Raw genomic sequence first — 15,595 nt, 5'->3', positions numbered from 1 at the left:
AGGAGTGCGACGATGGCTAACGACTTTACCGGGCAGGTGACGACGACTCCCGATGGCGCGGAGCTGGACAGCCTGCGCAAGCTGACCCACATCCTGTACGCGCTGTACGCGATCTTCTGGATCACCGGTGGCGTGACGGCGCTGATCGCGATCGTCATCAACTACGTCAAGCGCGACGATACCCACGGCACGCTCTACGCCTCGCACTTCGCGTGGCAGATCCGGACGTTCTGGTGGTATCTGGGGTGGATGGCCCTCAGCGGGGTCTTTGCAATCACCGTTTTGCTGTTCCCGCTGGCGATTGCCATGTGGAGCGTATTGTCGTTGTGGATGCTTTACCGTATCGTCAAGGGTTGGTTGTATCTGAACGATAACAAGCCCATGTACCGGGGCCCCGCCGAGTACGCCGGCCGGTAGGGTTCGGTTTGGTTAACAAACCGTAATCCATCGGTCAGCGACAGGTCAGCGGCCGATTGGTAAATTGGCAATTGTGAAACGGATGCCCCGCGCGGCGGCAGCGTGACAGAACACACTGGTGTAATGTTCCGTCAAGCCGCAACGAAACCTTCACGGAATCTCGGGATAATTGCGTTTTTTTGCATGATCCCGAGGCGCAGGCAGGGCAAATCTGTGCAAATAAGGGGGCCGGGAAGTCGTTTCCCGGTCTGATGTCACGCCGGGAACCGTCGTCCGGCGCGATCTTCGAAGGACGGTAATTTCGGGGCGGAACGGCGCAATCGCCGTTCGAGGCTTCATCAGGAGCAAGAAATGGGTTCGTTTAGCATTTGGCACTGGCTGATCGTGCTGGTGATCGTCATGCTCGTGTTCGGTACCAAGAAGCTGCGCAATATCGGCCAGGATCTGGGCGGCGCGGTGAAGGGTTTCAAGGACGGCATGAAGGATGGCGAGAAGGAAGCGCAAGCCGACGCCCCGGCCAAGGAGTTGCGCGACGCCACCACGATCGACGTCGAGGCCAAGGAAAAGTCGCGCCAGCAGTAAGCGGCCGGCAGCTTCCTTGCAATTCGCCTTGTCTTCCGCCTCCCCGGCGGCCACGCCCAGCGTGGCCCGCTTTTCTTGTGTCCCAGGTTCGACGCCCGCATGATCGATCTCGGCATTTCCAAGCTGGCACTGATCGGCGCCGTGGCGCTGATCGTGATCGGTCCCGAGCGCCTGCCCAAGGTGGCCCGCACCGTGGGCGCACTGGTCGGCCGTGCGCAGCGCTATATCAATGACGTCAAGGCGGAAGTCAGCCGCGAGGTCGAACTCGACGAACTGCGCAAGATGCGCACGGAGTTCGAGAGCGCGGCGCGCGACGTCGAGCAGACGATCCACAAGGAAGTGAACGACCTCAACCAGGAGGTCAAGGATCAGGCGCAGGCCGTCAGCGACGCGCTGAACGGCAACGCCACGGATGGCGCGGACAGCGGCAGCCCGTTCGGCAGCAGCGAGGGTCTCGGCTTCGTCCCGTCGTGGGACGCTGCCCACAAGTCGCACAATGGCCGCAAGAGCTGGCGCGTGAAGCAGGGCGCGCGGCCCATCTGGTTCAAGCGGCAGCAGAACACGCGCGTGTGGGTGCAGTCCGGCGCCGCGCGCGTCAAGCGACATCGCCCCGCCCGCGGCGCGGCGCGGTCCTTCTTCGAATAGGCATGCAGCTCGCCCACCGACCACAAGCATCCAGCCCGCGCGGCTGAGCGGTTTACGCCATGAGCGACACGCATTCCCCAGATCCCCAGAATCCTCAGGACGAAGCGCAGGAAACCTTCATCTCCCACCTGATCGAGCTGCGCGAGCGGCTCGTGAAGGCGGTGGCCGGGGTGCTCCTCGTATTCGTCAGCCTGGTCTATTGGGCGCCCCTGATCTTCAACCTGTTCGCGCGGCCGCTGATGGAATCGCTGCCGAAGGGCGGCAAGATGATCGTCACGGACGTCACGGGCTCGTTCTTCGTGCCGATGAAGGTCACGCTGCTGGTGGCGTTCCTGATCGCGCTGCCGTGGGTGCTGTACCAGATCTGGCAATTCGTCGCGCCCGGCCTGTACCAGCACGAGAAGAAGCTGATCATGCCGCTGGTCTCGAGCAGCTACCTGCTGTTCCTGTGCGGCGTGGCCTTTGCCTACTTCCTCGTCTTTCCGACGGTGTTCCACTTCATGGCGCACTACAACGCGCCGCTCGGGGCGGAGATGTCCACGGACATCGACAAGTACCTGAGTTTCGCGATGACGACGTTCCTGGCGTTCGGCATCACGTTCGAGGTGCCCGTCGTGGTGGTCGTGCTCGTGCGCTTTGGCGTGGTGGAGCTGGCCAAGCTCAAGCAGATCCGTCCTTATGTGATCGTGGGCGCGTTCATCATCGCCGCGGTGGTCACGCCGCCGGATGTGCTGTCGCAGCTGCTGCTGGCTGTGCCGCTTATCGCACTCTACGAGCTCGGGCTGATCCTCGCGCGCTTCATCACGCCCCCCGCCGTTGCCGAACCGGCGGCCAGCGAGACCCCGGCCGAGTGATATCGGTCCGCCGGACGCCTCGGTGTCCGGCGCGCGCGGTCTGCGCTGTATACCGTCCCTCCCGCCTTCTTCCGCACCGCCCCCTCGCAGCCACGGATTCGTCCGATACCTGCAGCTAAGTCATTGATTGGATGCGCTTCATGCGCTGCATCATTGCGCAGGTCACATGGCGGAAGATGCGGCGCGGAAGGCGCGGGGACGTGGAAATTTCCTGCAGACGCAAGGCCGGTGTGCACATCCGGGCTGTTGTTTCATGACAACAAAACGCGTCGGCATTCCGTGTTTACGGCGAAAAAGTCTTCTGGCGAGCGGGACCCCTGTCACATAATACGACGCAGACGTGAAGGTTAATGCGTCGCCCAAGCACTTGGGCAACCAAGATTTCCCAATCAGTTGACAAGGAAAGTGTCGATATGAAGATGAAACTGTTTGCAGCTGCCGTTGCCGCTCTGGCCGCCGGCGGTGCGTATGCCCAGTCGAGCGTGACCCTGTACGGCGTGGTTGACGCCGGTATCGAATACCAAAACCACCAGCCCAACGTTGCTGGCAGCCACGACGTGGTTCGCCTGACCTCGGGCAACATGTCCGGCAGCCGTTGGGGCCTGCGTGGCGTGGAAGACCTCGGCGGTGGCCTGAAGGGCGTCTTCGTGCTGGAAAGCGGTTTCAGCGTTGACACCGGTACGTCGGGCCAAGGCGGCCGTCTGTTCGGTCGTCAAGCGTTCGTCGGTGTGCAGAGCCAGTACGGCACCCTGACCCTGGGCCGTCACCAAACGCCGTTCTATGACTTCGGTCTGGCCTTCGACCCGATGGCCATTTCGACGAACTACTCGATCACCTCGCAAGGTACCGAGTTCCAGTCGCGTGCTGACAACTCCGTCAAGTACATCGGCACGTTCGGTGGCCTGACCACCCAGTTGCTGTACTCGACCGGTAGCAACACCGGCGCGACCGCTGGCACGATCTACCAAGGTAACGCCGGCGAACTGGCTGGTAACTACCACACCGGCCGTGAGTACAGCGCAAGCGTGGTGTACAACGCTGGCCCGTTCTCGCTGGGCGCGATCTATGACGAAACCAACGTTGGTATCGTCGGTACGCCTGACGCCAAGATCCGCCGCGCTTCGGCTGCTGGTACGTACTCCTTCGGCCCGGCCAAGGTGTTCGCTGGCTACCGTTACGCCAAGGCTTCGGACGGCGCACGTCTGCCGGGCGGCACGCTGGCTAACGGCGTAGTTGCTGCTGACCGCTCGAACCTGTACTGGGCTGGCCTGGGTTACCAGCTGACCCCGGCTCTGTCGCTGACGGGCGCGGCTTACTACCAAGACTTCCGCAACACCGGTGCTGATCCGTGGAGCTTCGTTGTGTCGACGGACTACGCTTTCTCGAAGCGTACCGACGCCTACCTGAACCTGGCATACGCCAAGAACAAGGATGGCTCGACGCTGGGTCTGTCGGGTTCGGGCGCAGCAGGTTCGGGCTTCGGCGCGACCAGCGGCTCGGCCAACCAGTTCGGCGCTGTGGTTGGTGTTCGCCACAAGTTCTAATTTGACGCAGGCGTAAGCCTGCATCGAATTGGGCTGAATCAAAACCCCGGCATCCGTGAGGATGTCGGGGTTTTGTTTTGTGGGATGCCCGTGGGGGGGGTGGTGCGCAGGCTCGCACGACTGCCGACCGGTCCCGGCTCCCGGCTTCCAGCTTCCAGCTCCCAGCTCCCAGCTCCCAGCTCCCAGCTCCCAGCTCCCAGCTCCCGGCTCCCGGCTCCCGGCTCCCGGCTCCCAGCTCCCGGCTCCCGGCTCCCGGCTCCCGGCTCCCAGCTCCCAGCTCCCAGCTCCCAGCTCCCGGCTCCCGGCCCCCGGCCCCCGGCCCCCGGTCCCGGTCCCCGGCTTCTCGGACCGCGGGTCATAGGCCCGGGTCACAGGATCGGGTCACGGGTCCGGGCCCGGGGCGTGGGCGTGGGTCGTGGGTCGTGGGTCGTGGGTCGTGGGTCGTGGGCGTGGGCGTGGAGCGTGGAGCGTGGAGCGTGGAGGGTGGAGCGTGGAGCGTGGAGCGGGAAGCGGGAAGCGGGAAGCGGGAAGCGGGAAGCGGGAAGTGGGAAGTGGGAAGCGGGAAGCGGGAAGCGGGAAGCGGGAACCGCGTCGAGCCATCTCTCCGGCAACCACAGCCAAAAAAAAGCCAGGACACAGCGTCCTGGCTTTTCACATCCGCTACCGAAACACACCTCAATCCGGCTCATCCAGCGGCAGCGCACGCCGCGGCGGTGGCGGCCGCTTGCCGATCGTCACCGCCACATCCACCGGCTTGCTGCGCCGAATCACCTTCATCTTGATCTCCGCCCCCGGCTTCAGCTGGGCGATGGAGTTCAGCAACGCCGTCGTATCGGTAATCGACTGGTTATCCACCGACACCAGCACATCGCCAGGTCTGACCCCGGCCTTGTCAGCCGGGCCGCCCTGAACCACCGCCGCAATCAGCGCCCCTTCCTTCGCATCGAGGCCGAACGACTCGGCAATCTCGGGTGTCATGTCCTGCGGCTCGACTCCGATCCACCCGCGCGTCACGCTGCCGGTGGAGATGATCGACTCCATCACCTGCTTGGCCGTGGAGACCGGAATCGCAAAGCCAATCCCCAGCGAACCGCCCGAGCGCGAATAGATCGCGGTGTTGATGCCGAGCAGATTGCCCTGGGCATCCACCAGCGCGCCACCCGAGTTGCCCGGGTTGATCGCCGCATCGGTCTGGATGAAGTTCTCGAACGTATTGATACCGAGGTGGCTGCGGCCTAACGCGGAGACGATACCCATCGTCACGGTCTGCCCGACGCCGAACGGGTTGCCGATGGCCAGCACCACATCGCCCACCTTGACGTTCTCGAGCCGGCCGAGCGTAATGGCGGGCAGGTCCTTGAGCGTGACCTTGAGCACGGCCAGATCGGTCTCGGGATCCGAACCGACGACCTTCGCGTTGGCCTTGCGGCCATCGGTCAGCGCGATCTCGATCTCGTCCGCGCCATCCACGACGTGGTGGTTGGTTAGAATGTAGCCCTCCGCGCTGACGATCACGCCGGAACCCAGGCTCGAGACCGGCTCCTGCCGCTGTTCGGGCGGACGATCGCCGAAGAAGAAGCGGAACCACGGATCTTCCGCCTGCGGATTGCGGGAACGCTTGGAGCCGTTCTTGCTCGTGAAAATATTGACGACGGCCGGCATGGCCAGTCTTGCCGCATCGCTGTAAGACCCTTCGGCAGCGCTGCCGGCGACATTGGGCACGACTTCCTTCAGTGCCACGATCGGCGAGCCGGATTGCACGGCGACGCGACCCCGCTGCAGCCACTCAGGTTTCAGTGTGGCGACGACGAACCACACGGCCAGCACGACGGTGACAGCCTGCGCGAAGAACAGCCAGAAGCGGCGCAACATATCGGAGATTGGACGAGGAATGGAAACAAAAGAGTTTGAATTGTACTTGAACGATCTGCTGGAAGTTCCCCGTTTCAAGGACTATTGCCCGAATGGGCTGCAAGTGCAGGGTCGGCCCGAGATCACCCATATCGTCACGGGCGTGACGGCCAGCCTGGCGCTGCTCGATGCGGCGATCGAGGCAGGAGCGGATGCGATCCTCGTCCATCATGGCTACTTCTGGAAGAACGAAGATGCGCGCGTGATCGGCCAGAAGCATGCGCGGCTCAAGCGCCTGCTGACCGCGGATGTGAACTTGTTCGCCTATCACCTGCCGCTGGACAACCATCCCGAGCTCGGCAACAACGCGCAGCTCGCCGCGCAACTCGGCATTTCGCCGACGGGCCGGTTCTCCGACGATCAGCTCGGATGGACGGGCACGCTGCCGTGGCCGATGACGCTGCGCGAGTTTGCCGCGCACGTGGCGGGCGTGCTCCAGCGCGAGCCGCTCGCACTCGGCGATCCCGAGAAGGTCGTGCGCAATGTGGGCTGGTGCACGGGCGGTGCACAGGGTTACTTCGATGCGGCAGTGGCCGCGGGCGTGGACGTGTACGTGAGCGGCGAGGTATCGGAGCAGACCACGCACCTGGCGCGCGAGAGCGGCGTGGCGTACCTCGCGGCGGGGCATCATGCCACCGAACGCTACGGTATTCGCGCGCTCGGCGAACATCTGGCGCAGCGGTTCGCGCTGCGCCATACCTTCATCGATATTCCGAACCCGGTCTGATTACGGACGCGCCTTCAGGCTGTCGCGAATCTCGCGCAGCAGCACGATATCTTCGGCCGGGGCGGCCGGTGCCGGCGCTTCTTCATGCTTGGCGCGCATCTTGTTGAAGGCGCGAACCATCATGAAGATGATAAAAGCCAGAATGATGAAGTTGACCGCAATGGTCAGGAAATTACCGTACGCGAAAACCGGAACACCCGCTTTTTTCAAAGCATCGAGGGTGTAAGGCGTATTGGGTGGCGGATCGGCGAGCACGATGAACATGTTCGAGAAGTCCAGCTTGCCGACCACTCTGCCGACAAGCGGCATGATCAGATCGTTGACCACCGAGTCCACGATCTTGCCGAAAGCCGCGCCAATGATGACACCGACGGCAAGATCGATCACGTTGCCGCGCATCGCGAAGGTTCTGAACTCTTGCATCATGCCCATGCGTTTTCTCCTTCTTTGTAGCTGCTGAGAGCTGGTGAGTTGGCGTTCCGAAGAGACCTCCGAAGTCTTCAAGACTGCCGGAGGACCTTCGCGGATGCAAGTACCGATCCACCTATCGCACGGCCATGACCGATAATCGACCAATAACCTATAGGTAGTTCGCCTATCGCCGTCAGATGTGCCTCGGGTATAATTTTTGGTTGACGCAAGATCAAATTGACATCCCCTGGGGTTTGGAATGAGTGACCAGCAGAACGTGAATAACGTGGACAAAGGTCGCCGCAATTGGTTGATCGCAACTTCGGTTGCGGGCGGCGTAGGAGGCGTGGCTGTAGCAGTTCCTTTCGTCAGTACCTTTGCACCCTCGGAGAAAGCCAAGGCCGCCGGCGCACCGGTGGAAGCTGACATTGGCGGACTCAAGCCTGGCGAGATGATGACCGTGGAATGGCGAGGCAAGCCGGTCTGGATTCTTCGCCGTACCCCGGAGATGCTGGCATCGCTCAAGAAGACCGATGCGGAAGTCGCCGATCCCAATTCCGACGTGCCCTTCACCATGAAGACGCCGGAATACTGCAAGAACGAAACGCGTTCCCGCGAAGACCACAAGGATCTGCTGGTCGTCGTCGGTATCTGCTCTCACCTCGGGTGCTCGCCTTCCGGCCCGTTCGCGGCCGGGTCCAATCCCCAGCTGGGCGCCGACCCGGGCTTCCTGTGCCCGTGCCACGGTTCCACCTTCGACCTCGCCGGCCGCGTGTTCAAGAACAAGCCGGCGCCGCAGAATCTTGACGTACCCCCGTACCAGTTCCTCACCGACACCAGGATCGTGATCGGCAAGGACGAGAAAGGAGAAGCGTGACCATGGCGGCCGAAAAAGAAGTCAAGACAACTGGCCTGCTGGGCTGGATCGACGCCCGCTTCCCCGCCACGCAACTCTGGGAAGATCATCTCTCCAAGTACTACGCCCCGAAGAACTTCAACTTCTGGTATTTCTTCGGTTCGCTTGCGCTGCTGGTGCTGGTCATCCAGATCGTTACCGGCATCTTCCTCGTGATGAACTACAAGCCGGACGGCACGCTGAACGCCGCGGGCATTCCGGTGGCGTTCGCCAGCGTGGAATTCATCATGCGCGAGGTCCCCTCGGGCTGGCTCATCCGCTATATGCACTCGACGGGCGCGTCCGCGTTCTTCGTCGTCGTGTACCTGCACATGTTCCGCGGGCTGCTGTACGGCTCGTACCGCAAGCCGCGCGAGCTGGTCTGGATCTTCGGCTGCCTGATCTTCCTGTGCCTGATGGCGGAAGCCTTCATGGGCTATCTGCTGCCGTGGGGCCAGATGTCGTACTGGGGCGCGCAGGTGATCGTGAACCTGTTCTCGGCGATTCCCGTGATCGGCCAGGACCTGTCGCTGTTTATCCGCGGTGACTACGTGGTGAGCGATGCCACGCTGAACCGGTTCTTCTCGTTCCACGTGATTGCGGTGCCGCTGGTGTTGCTGGGCCTGGTGGTGGCGCACATCATCGCGCTGCACGAAGTGGGCTCGAACAACCCGGACGGCGTGGAGATCAAGGCGAAGAAGGACGAGAACGGTGTGCCGCTCGATGGCATTCCGTTCCATCCGTACTACTCCGTGCACGACCTGATGGGCGTGGCCGGCTTCCTGATGATCTTCTCGGCGGTGATCTTCTTCTTCCCCGAGGTGGGTGGCTACTTCCTGGAAGCGAACAACTTCTTCCCGGCGGATCCGCTCAAGACGCCGCCGCACATCGCACCGGTGTGGTACTTCACGCCGTTCTACTCGATGCTGCGTGCGACGACATCGAACTTCCTGCCGATCCTGTGGCTGTTCTTCGCGGTGGTGCTGGGCATGGTGATCCTGCGCAGCAAGGACACGCGCGTGAAGATCGGCTCGGTACTGATCCTCGTGATTCTGGCGCTGGGTTTCTGGAAGATCGACGCGAAGTTCTGGGGCGTGCTGGTGATGGGCGGCTCGGTGATCGTGCTGTTCTTCATGCCGTGGCTCGACTGCTCGCCGGTCAAGTCGATCCGCTATCGTCCTTCGTTCCACAAGTCGATCCTGATCGTCTTCGTGGTGGTGTTCCTGGTCCTCGGCTACCTCGGCGTGCAACCGCCGTCGCCGGTCGGTGAGAAGGTGTCGCAGCTCGGTACGTTGCTGTACTTTGCCTTCTTCCTGACCATGCCGCTGTGGAGCCGCGCCGGTACGTTCAAGCCGGTGCCGGATCGTGTCACGTTCCACGCCCACTGAGCGTCGCGCGACATCCCGACAAGAGGACAAGGACACAAGATGAAAAAGCTGCTTTCGATTCTCGCACTGGTCGGCGCCTGTTTTGCGACCGCGCCCGCCATGGCGTCCGAGGGGGGGTATCCCCTCGAGCCGGCACCGCTCGACACCAGCGACATTTCGTCGCTGCAGCGTGGGGCCAAGCTGTTCGTCAATTACTGCCTGAACTGCCATAGCGCATCGATGATGCGCTACAACCGGCTGCGCGATCTGGGTCTTTCCGACGAGCAGATTCAGCAGAATCTGTTGTTTTCCGCGGACAAGGTGGGCGAGCTGATGACGATCTCGATGCCGCCGAAGGATGCCAAGGCGTTCTTTGGCGTGCAGCCGCCGGATCTGTCGGTGATCTCGCGCGCCCGCGGCAACGACTGGCTCTATACGTACCTGCGCACGTTCTACCGTGACGACTCGCGCGCCACGGGCTGGAACAACCTGGTGTTCCCGAACGTCGGCATGCCGCACGTCCTGTATGAACTGCAGGGCCAGCGCGGCGCGAAGTTCGCCGAGGTGGAGGAGCATGGCGAGAAGGTGCACAAGTTCGCCGGCTTCGAGCAACTGACGCCGGGCAAGCTGAACACGCAGGCCTACGATCAGGCCGTGGCCGACCTGGTCAATTACCTGAACTGGATGTCCGAGCCGGCGCAGAACCACCGCAAGCGCCTGGGCGTCTGGGTGCTGCTGTTCCTGGGCGTGCTGACCGTCTTCGCATGGCGCCTGAACGCGGCGTACTGGAAAGATATCAAGTAATTTGTAACAAAAAAGCCCGATGATGACGGGGGCCGGCGTCGGAGTTGCCAGGGGCAGCAACGCGTCGGCCCTTGTGCTGTGCGGCTTGCGGGGCGATTGGTGCCCCCGGCGGCACGTCGGCTATTTGTAACTTATTTGCTTTTCAATGGGCCGTTCTGACAGAATGTTTGCCCTGTCTGAACTAGCGCTGCCCGGTTCGCCGATTCGAAGCAAAAGCGTCTCTGCCGAGGCGCTTTTTTCGGTCGTCCGAACCCCCACCCAAGGAATCCAACCATGATGGTGTTGTATTCGGGAACGACTTGCCCGTTTTCCCAACGTTGCCGCCTTGTCCTGTTCGAGAAGGGCATGGATTTTGAAATCCGCGACGTGGATCTGTTCAACAAGCCCGAAGACATCTCGGTGATGAACCCGTACGGTCAGGTCCCCATCCTGGTCGAACGCGATCTCATCCTGTACGAATCGAACATCATCAACGAGTACATCGACGAGCGCTTCCCGCACCCGCAGCTGATGCCGGCCGACCCGGTCCAGCGCGCGCGCGCCCGCCTGTTCCTCTTCAACTTCGAGAAGGAACTGTTCACGCATGTGTACGTGCTCGAGAACGAGAAGGGCAAGGCTGCCGAGAAGAACCACGAGCGCGCCCGCGCCGCGATCCGCGACCGCCTGACGCAACTCGCGCCGATCTTCGTCAAGAACAAGTACATGCTCGGCGAAGAGTTCTCGATGCTGGACGTGGCCATCGCGCCGCTGCTCTGGCGCCTGGACCACTACGGCATCGAACTGTCGAAGAACGCCGCGCCGCTGCTGAAGTACGCGGAACGCATCTTCAGCCGCCCGGCCTATATCGAAGCACTGACCCCGTCCGAGAAGGTGATGCGTCGTTAAGACGCGGAGCCCGCGGAAACGCACAAAGGATGGACGCCACCAAGCGAATCAATGTCTGAAACTTCCACCAAGCCCTACCTGATCCGCGCCATCTACGAATGGTGCACCGATAACGGCTTTACGCCGTATATCGCGGTCTTTGTCGACGCCAACACCAGCGTGCCGCGCGAGTTCGTGAAGAACAACGAGATCGTGCTGAACGTGAGCTTCGACGCGACCAGCGGCCTGGACATGGGCAACGAGTGGATTACGTTCAGCGCGCGCTTCGGTGGCGTATCGCGCAAGATCGATGTGCCGGTGGAAAACGTACTGGCCATCTACGCGCGCGAAAACGGGCAAGGCATGGCGTTCCCGGTAGAGCGCAGCGTTCCCGAGACGCAGGCGCTGACGGAACGCGAAACCAATCCGCCGCCGAAGCTGGCATCGGTGGAGTCGACGTCTGACGAGGCGGCTCCGGTTTCGGCTTCCGAGAACCCTGCATCGTCGGATTCTGAAGACGACCCGACACCGCCGCCAGTGCCCCGCATCGGTGGAAAGAAGCCGTCGCTGAAGGTAGTCAAATAAGGCTTCATCGTTGAGACCGCATGCGATAGAATCGCGGTCTCCACACATGCCGGCTTAGCTCATCAGGTAGAGCAGTTGATTTGTAATCATCAGGTGGCGGGTTCGAGTCCTGCAGCCGGCACCAAGTTTTGAAGAAAAGGCCACGCGAATGCGTGGCCTTTTTGTTTCTGCGGCTACCATCGAGACACCCCTCCTCTGCGCGAAGCGGATTTCCGCTTTTCAGGCCTCGACCTGAGGTAGAATTTCCGGAAAATTTCAGAGAGGGGTCATCGTGTCGAAAGCCAAGTTCCAGCTAGCCCATTCCAACGCCTTTGCCCCGCGCGCTAAGGCGATCTCGGAGCCTGCACTCGTCGAGGCACGACTGCAGGAATTGTCGCCCAACCTGAGCACGGAGCTCCTGCACAATGCCGTCCTGAGCGGGCTTGGCGCGCGCAATGACACGACAAACGCTTCCGCTGTCACGGCAGCCGGGGTGCAGCAATGGCTGAAGACGGTGGAGGCGCTGCGCACGCAGCTGAGCGCGATGGACTGGCGCATCCACAACGAAAGAAATTGCCCTCTGATCAGCGCGCCGGACCGCACGGTTTCCATTGTGGTGATGACCGGCAACAGGGAGACGGGCAAGCTGGGTGCGGAAGACCCTACCAATCAGACCGAAAAGGGTGCGGTCGTCGAGCGGTTTGTCCAGGGCAATCGGCAACTGGAGCTGTTCAATCAGGACTCACTCAAGCTGGCAAAGACGAGGCAGAAAGAAACCCAAGTCTGGGTCTTTCTCTACCATTACGACCGGGTATCGAATGAAGTACGATTCGAACTGGCTTACCCGACGGGCTTTGGCAAGAAGAAGATCGAAGAATGGGGAGAGCGCTTGATACTCGGCAGTATCCCCAATCAGCCCGCCGACTTCGTCGTTCAAGACGACGCCCCCAACGCACCGGCAACCGTCGACGTCGAGCCGAAGACCGGTACTTTTTGATTGCTCATCATGTCCGAGATCAACCCTTCGCAAATTACGTTTGCTCGGGTTAGAAGACGCCTTACAAAGGCGCAGCTGGCCAAGGAACTGGGTGTTACGAGCCGTAGCATCCAGAACTACGAAACAGGAAGCTCCGCCCCCGACTCGGAGACCTTGGCCAAGATGGCAAAACTGCTGAACTTCCCTCAGCAGTTCTTCTGCATTGAAGAATCGATGCCTGTCATCGGCGAGCATGCGGCCAGCTTCCGCTCGCTCTCCAAGATGAGCGACGCGATGAAGAATTGCGCGCTCAGCGCCGGCGCCATCGCGTTCAACATCAACGATTGGATCGAAGAGCGATTCAATCTGCCGCAGGCTGATTTGCCCGATCTCAGCGATCTTCCCCCCGAAGAGGCCGCGGCAACGTTGCGCAGAATGTGGGGACTCGGCAGCGCGCCGATCCCCAACATGATTCACCTGCTCGAATCCAAGGGCATTCGTGTCTTCTCGCTAGCGGAAGAGGCCCGCGAGGTAGACGCGTTCTGCACGTGGCACGGCAGCACGCCGTTCGTATTTCTCAATACGATGAAGTCGGCCGAGCGTAGCCGCTTTGATGCCGCCCACGAGCTTGGGCACTTGGTGCGCGATGTCTATAGCATGCGGCACGGTGAGACCCGTGGGATAGAGATGGAGCGTGAGGCGGATGCTTTCGCTGGTGCGTTCTTGATGCCCAGCGAGAGTGTGGTTGCCAATAAACCTCCAGCGTTCACAATCAAGTATTTGCTAAAGCTTAAGCACTACTGGGGCGTGTCGCTGGCTGCGCTGGCTTACCGCTTTAACGCATTGGGTCAGGTCACTGAGTGGGGTTATCGCAATCTATGCATTGAGATTGCCAAGGCCGGATATCGTACGAATGAGCCGGAGCCGATGGAGCGGGAGGTGTCTCAGTTGCTGGTCAAGGTATTCGACGCGCTGCAGGCTCAGAAGGTGGGGCGGGCTGAGATTGCGAGGGGGCTTTCCATTAGTGTTGATGAGATTAATGCGTTGACGTTTAAGTTGATGAGGCTTTCGGTTGTGCCGCGGGACCCATCCATAGACACGGTTTCGAGACGGTCGCCCGGTCTGAGATTGGTGTGATCATCGATGAAGATTCGACCAGGCATCACCCAGAGCTATTACAAAACAATTGCGCCAGACCGAAAGTTGCAGTGGAAGCTTGCTATGTGGTGCATTTCGCTTGCGGCATCGTGGTTGGTGACAAAGACGGGATATCGTCTGCTAGATTTCCTGATCTCAACCTCATGCACTCTAGTTACGATGCTGATCATCGAAAGTCAGCGTTCGTATTCGGACTACTCCCGTAACATGAGAAAGCTGATGGTGACCGCCACCCTTGTCATTGTGAAATGGGGAGTCATTGGATTCGGCGTTCTCTACGTGGCGCTCGTTACAGTCGGGGCTCTCGGGAACACGCTGCAGAACATGCCTTCACTAGATCGACTCCCTGAAGGGATACAGGTCGCATGCGCTGCTGCGGTTCTCGGCGTTGGCATATGTAAGACCGTCGAAATGTTTAGGCGCATGGGTTTGGAAGAGGCGCTTGCACAGCTTCCGACGAAGGGGCTAAAGGAACTGCTTCTGAAGCGAAGGCTCATCGCGAAGGACGGTCGGACATTTATGATCTTTGAGCTTGGCGTGACCGTCGTCGGTTACTTGTTCGCGTCTACAGCCGCAGGTCTGGCCAACATTCTTATACATCTACCTCAGGCTTGAAACCCTGTGGATTTGCCCCCGTACTTCCGGACGCGGCATCACACCAAGATTGATGATTCCGCTTTGCGCCTGAACTCGCGAGGCGAGTGATACTTCAACGCGCTATGTGGGTGTTTCTCGTTGTAATGCTCGAACGCGATCGCCAGGTTACGAACAGCGGTCGCGGCGTCCGGCTTCGGCATGAAGGCAACGTAGTCACGCTTCATCGTCTTGACGAAGCTCTCAGCCATGCCATTGCTCTGGGGACTGCATACCGGCGTCGTGAGCGGCTTGAGCCCAATGCCGCTGGCAAATGCGCGGGTCTCGTGGGCAATGTATCCCGAGCCGTTGTCGCTTAGCCATTCAATCGATGCCGGCGCCATGTCGACATTGCCAAACCGATGCTCGACGGCCGCAAGCATAACGTCGCGAACATCGTTCCCAGTGTAGCCGCCCGTGGTCGCTACCCAGCTCATCGCTTCGCGATCGCAGCAGTCCAGGGCGAAGGTGACCCGCAATGGCTCGCCGTTCTCACACCGAAACTCGAAGCCATCGGAGCACCAGCGCTGGTTGCTTCGCGCCACGGCAACCCGGCCGTCATGTCGGCGCGTAATGGTGGGGCGTCTCGGTTTGCGTTGCAGCAGCAAGCCATGAACGCGCATGACCCGGTAGATGCGTTTCACGTTCACCGGCTCAGTGCCGCGCGCCTCTCGCTGGCTGCGAATCAAGCCCCAAACGCGCCGGTAGCCGTAGCTCGGCAAATTGGCGACGGCATGCTGGATTTCCGCCACCAACTCCGCGTCGTCTGTCTGCACGGCACTGCGGCCCATCCTGCCAGTCGGTCGAGCGTGCGCGCTTCACCGTGACGTTCGAGCGCGCTACACCGAGGACATCACAGACCTGCTTCACAGGTCGTCCCCCGGCAATGATGGCGAGCGCGCTATCCATTTTTTTGCCCGACCGTACTCCACCGCTTCCTTCAGGATTTCAACTTCTACGGTCTTCTTGCCAAGCAGCCGCTGCAGCTCGCGAATCTGCTTGAGCGCGTCCGCCAGCTCCGAGGCAGGCACAACCTCCTCGCCTGCCGATACCGCCGACAGACTGCCGCCCTGATACAGCTTCTTCCAATGGAACAACTGGTTAGGGTTCACGCAGTGCTGGCGAGCCACCATCGATACGGTCTTGCCCGGCTCCAGGCTCTCTCGAACCATCGCCGCCTTTTCCTCTGCCGACCACCGCCGCCGACGGTCCGGCCCCGTCAATACTTCCATCACTCCCTGCT

At 61.1% G+C, this 15,595-nt stretch carries 16 protein-coding genes, 1 tRNA gene and 1 pseudogene; 15 read left to right on the top strand and 3 right to left on the bottom strand.

The features are described from left to right. Positions 1–12 precede the first annotated feature (12 nt). From AAHB16_RS17715 to AAHB16_RS17695, 5 genes are all read left to right on the top strand, one after another. Positions 13–417, top strand: coding sequence for a DUF4870 family protein (locus AAHB16_RS17715; RefSeq protein WP_150373555.1), 405 nt, complete (start codon positions 13–15; stop codon positions 415–417). A gap of 351 nt (positions 418–768) precedes the next feature. Continuing rightward, entirely contained in the window at positions 769–999 is a 231-nt protein-coding gene (gene tatA, locus AAHB16_RS17710) for a Sec-independent protein translocase subunit TatA (RefSeq protein ID WP_109585141.1), read from the top strand. 99 nt (positions 1,000–1,098) lie between these two features. Beyond that, on the top strand, positions 1,099–1,644 hold the full coding sequence (gene tatB, locus AAHB16_RS17705) for a Sec-independent protein translocase protein TatB (RefSeq protein WP_342051598.1): 546 nt from the start codon (positions 1,099–1,101) through the stop codon (positions 1,642–1,644). A 59-nt stretch (positions 1,645–1,703) separates the two neighbouring features. Continuing rightward, a complete protein-coding gene (tatC, locus tag AAHB16_RS17700) occupies positions 1,704–2,498 on the top strand; it encodes a twin-arginine translocase subunit TatC (RefSeq protein ID WP_150373557.1) in 795 nt (264 codons plus the stop codon). 413 nt (positions 2,499–2,911) lie between these two features. After that, on the top strand, positions 2,912–4,042 hold the full coding sequence (locus tag AAHB16_RS17695) for a porin (protein ID WP_223851367.1): 1,131 nt from the start codon (positions 2,912–2,914) through the stop codon (positions 4,040–4,042). Between the two features lie 675 nt (positions 4,043–4,717). Here the strand turns inward: AAHB16_RS17695 and AAHB16_RS17690 are convergent. Then, positions 4,718–5,914 carry a Do family serine endopeptidase gene (locus AAHB16_RS17690; protein WP_150373560.1) on the bottom strand — a complete coding sequence of 399 codons (1,197 nt, stop codon included), beginning with the start codon at positions 5,912–5,914 and terminating at the stop codon, positions 4,718–4,720. A 19-nt stretch (positions 5,915–5,933) separates the two neighbouring features. Here AAHB16_RS17690 and AAHB16_RS17685 point away from each other — a divergent pair, with 19 nt between their 5' ends. Next, positions 5,934–6,680, top strand: a complete 747-nt coding sequence (locus tag AAHB16_RS17685; RefSeq protein WP_150373561.1) for a Nif3-like dinuclear metal center hexameric protein — start codon at positions 5,934–5,936, stop codon at positions 6,678–6,680. Here the strand turns inward: AAHB16_RS17685 and mscL are convergent, their stop codons facing one another. Next, positions 6,681–7,112, bottom strand: a complete 432-nt coding sequence (gene mscL, locus AAHB16_RS17680) for a large conductance mechanosensitive channel protein MscL (RefSeq protein ID WP_342051597.1) — start codon at positions 7,110–7,112, stop codon at positions 6,681–6,683. 238 nt (positions 7,113–7,350) lie between these two features. Here mscL and petA point away from each other — a divergent pair, with 238 nt between their 5' ends. The 9 genes from petA (at position 7,351) to AAHB16_RS17635 (ending at position 14,334) form a co-directional block, all read left to right on the top strand. Beyond that, positions 7,351–7,968 carry a ubiquinol-cytochrome c reductase iron-sulfur subunit gene (gene petA / locus AAHB16_RS17675; RefSeq protein WP_150373563.1) on the top strand — a complete coding sequence of 206 codons (618 nt, stop codon included), beginning with the start codon at positions 7,351–7,353 and terminating at the stop codon, positions 7,966–7,968. A gap of 2 nt (positions 7,969–7,970) precedes the next feature. Next, complete coding sequence (locus AAHB16_RS17670; RefSeq protein WP_150373564.1) at positions 7,971–9,374, top strand: cytochrome b; 1,404 nt, start codon at positions 7,971–7,973, stop codon at positions 9,372–9,374. 39 nt (positions 9,375–9,413) lie between these two features. After that, complete coding sequence (locus tag AAHB16_RS17665) at positions 9,414–10,157, top strand: cytochrome c1 (protein ID WP_150373565.1); 744 nt, start codon at positions 9,414–9,416, stop codon at positions 10,155–10,157. Between the two features lie 273 nt (positions 10,158–10,430). Next, positions 10,431–11,042 (top strand): glutathione S-transferase N-terminal domain-containing protein, encoded by a 612-nt coding sequence (locus AAHB16_RS17660; RefSeq protein ID WP_008643086.1) that lies wholly within the window; start codon positions 10,431–10,433, stop codon positions 11,040–11,042. A 51-nt stretch (positions 11,043–11,093) separates the two neighbouring features. After that, positions 11,094–11,606, top strand: a complete 513-nt coding sequence (locus AAHB16_RS17655; RefSeq protein WP_342051596.1) for a ClpXP protease specificity-enhancing factor — start codon at positions 11,094–11,096, stop codon at positions 11,604–11,606. Between the two features lie 48 nt (positions 11,607–11,654). Then, positions 11,655–11,730: transfer RNA gene (locus AAHB16_RS17650), tRNA-Thr, on the top strand. Between the two features lie 147 nt (positions 11,731–11,877). Continuing rightward, entirely contained in the window at positions 11,878–12,582 is a 705-nt protein-coding gene (locus AAHB16_RS17645) for a hypothetical protein (RefSeq protein WP_342051595.1), read from the top strand. A 9-nt stretch (positions 12,583–12,591) separates the two neighbouring features. After that, the gene (locus AAHB16_RS17640; RefSeq protein WP_342051594.1) at positions 12,592–13,698 is read left to right on the top strand and encodes an ImmA/IrrE family metallo-endopeptidase; all 1,107 of its coding nucleotides are present in this window, start codon (positions 12,592–12,594) and stop codon (positions 13,696–13,698) included. A 240-nt stretch (positions 13,699–13,938) separates the two neighbouring features. Further along, on the top strand, positions 13,939–14,334 hold the full coding sequence (locus tag AAHB16_RS17635) for a hypothetical protein (protein WP_342051593.1): 396 nt from the start codon (positions 13,939–13,941) through the stop codon (positions 14,332–14,334). A 38-nt stretch (positions 14,335–14,372) separates the two neighbouring features. Here the strand turns inward: AAHB16_RS17635 and AAHB16_RS17630 are convergent. Next, positions 14,373–15,584: pseudogene (locus AAHB16_RS17630) on the bottom strand (IS3 family transposase). Positions 15,585–15,595: the final 11 nt, after the last annotated feature.

Source organism: Cupriavidus sp. OTU4054, from assembly GCF_038440175.1.
Lineage (GTDB): Bacteria > Pseudomonadota > Gammaproteobacteria > Burkholderiales > Burkholderiaceae > Cupriavidus > Cupriavidus pauculus_D.
This window is presented reverse-complemented; position numbering and strand designations above follow the sequence as displayed.

What these genes read in the sequence shown, in the direction of transcription:
- tatB (WP_342051598.1), top strand. Translation starts at nt 1,099, where the DNA reads ATGATCGATCTCGGCATTTCCAAGCTGGCACTGATCGGCGCCGTGGCG.
- AAHB16_RS17660 (WP_008643086.1), top strand. Translation starts at nt 10,431, where the DNA reads ATGATGGTGTTGTATTCGGGAACGACTTGCCCGTTTTCCCAACGTTGC.
- tatC (WP_150373557.1), top strand. Translation starts at nt 1,704, where the DNA reads ATGAGCGACACGCATTCCCCAGATCCCCAGAATCCTCAGGACGAAGCG.
- AAHB16_RS17655 (WP_342051596.1), top strand. Translation starts at nt 11,094, where the DNA reads ATGTCTGAAACTTCCACCAAGCCCTACCTGATCCGCGCCATCTACGAA.
- AAHB16_RS17670 (WP_150373564.1), top strand. Translation starts at nt 7,971, where the DNA reads ATGGCGGCCGAAAAAGAAGTCAAGACAACTGGCCTGCTGGGCTGGATC.
- petA (WP_150373563.1), top strand. Translation starts at nt 7,351, where the DNA reads ATGAGTGACCAGCAGAACGTGAATAACGTGGACAAAGGTCGCCGCAAT.
- AAHB16_RS17715 (WP_150373555.1), top strand. Translation starts at nt 13, where the DNA reads ATGGCTAACGACTTTACCGGGCAGGTGACGACGACTCCCGATGGCGCG.
- AAHB16_RS17695 (WP_223851367.1), top strand. Translation starts at nt 2,912, where the DNA reads ATGAAGATGAAACTGTTTGCAGCTGCCGTTGCCGCTCTGGCCGCCGGC.
- AAHB16_RS17635 (WP_342051593.1), top strand. Translation starts at nt 13,939, where the DNA reads ATGGTGACCGCCACCCTTGTCATTGTGAAATGGGGAGTCATTGGATTC.
- AAHB16_RS17690 (WP_150373560.1), bottom strand. Translation starts at nt 5,914, where the DNA reads ATGTTGCGCCGCTTCTGGCTGTTCTTCGCGCAGGCTGTCACCGTCGTG.
- AAHB16_RS17640 (WP_342051594.1), top strand. Translation starts at nt 12,592, where the DNA reads ATGTCCGAGATCAACCCTTCGCAAATTACGTTTGCTCGGGTTAGAAGA.
- mscL (WP_342051597.1), bottom strand. Translation starts at nt 7,112, where the DNA reads ATGGGCATGATGCAAGAGTTCAGAACCTTCGCGATGCGCGGCAACGTG.
- AAHB16_RS17685 (WP_150373561.1), top strand. Translation starts at nt 5,934, where the DNA reads ATGGAAACAAAAGAGTTTGAATTGTACTTGAACGATCTGCTGGAAGTT.
- tatA (WP_109585141.1), top strand. Translation starts at nt 769, where the DNA reads ATGGGTTCGTTTAGCATTTGGCACTGGCTGATCGTGCTGGTGATCGTC.
- AAHB16_RS17665 (WP_150373565.1), top strand. Translation starts at nt 9,414, where the DNA reads ATGAAAAAGCTGCTTTCGATTCTCGCACTGGTCGGCGCCTGTTTTGCG.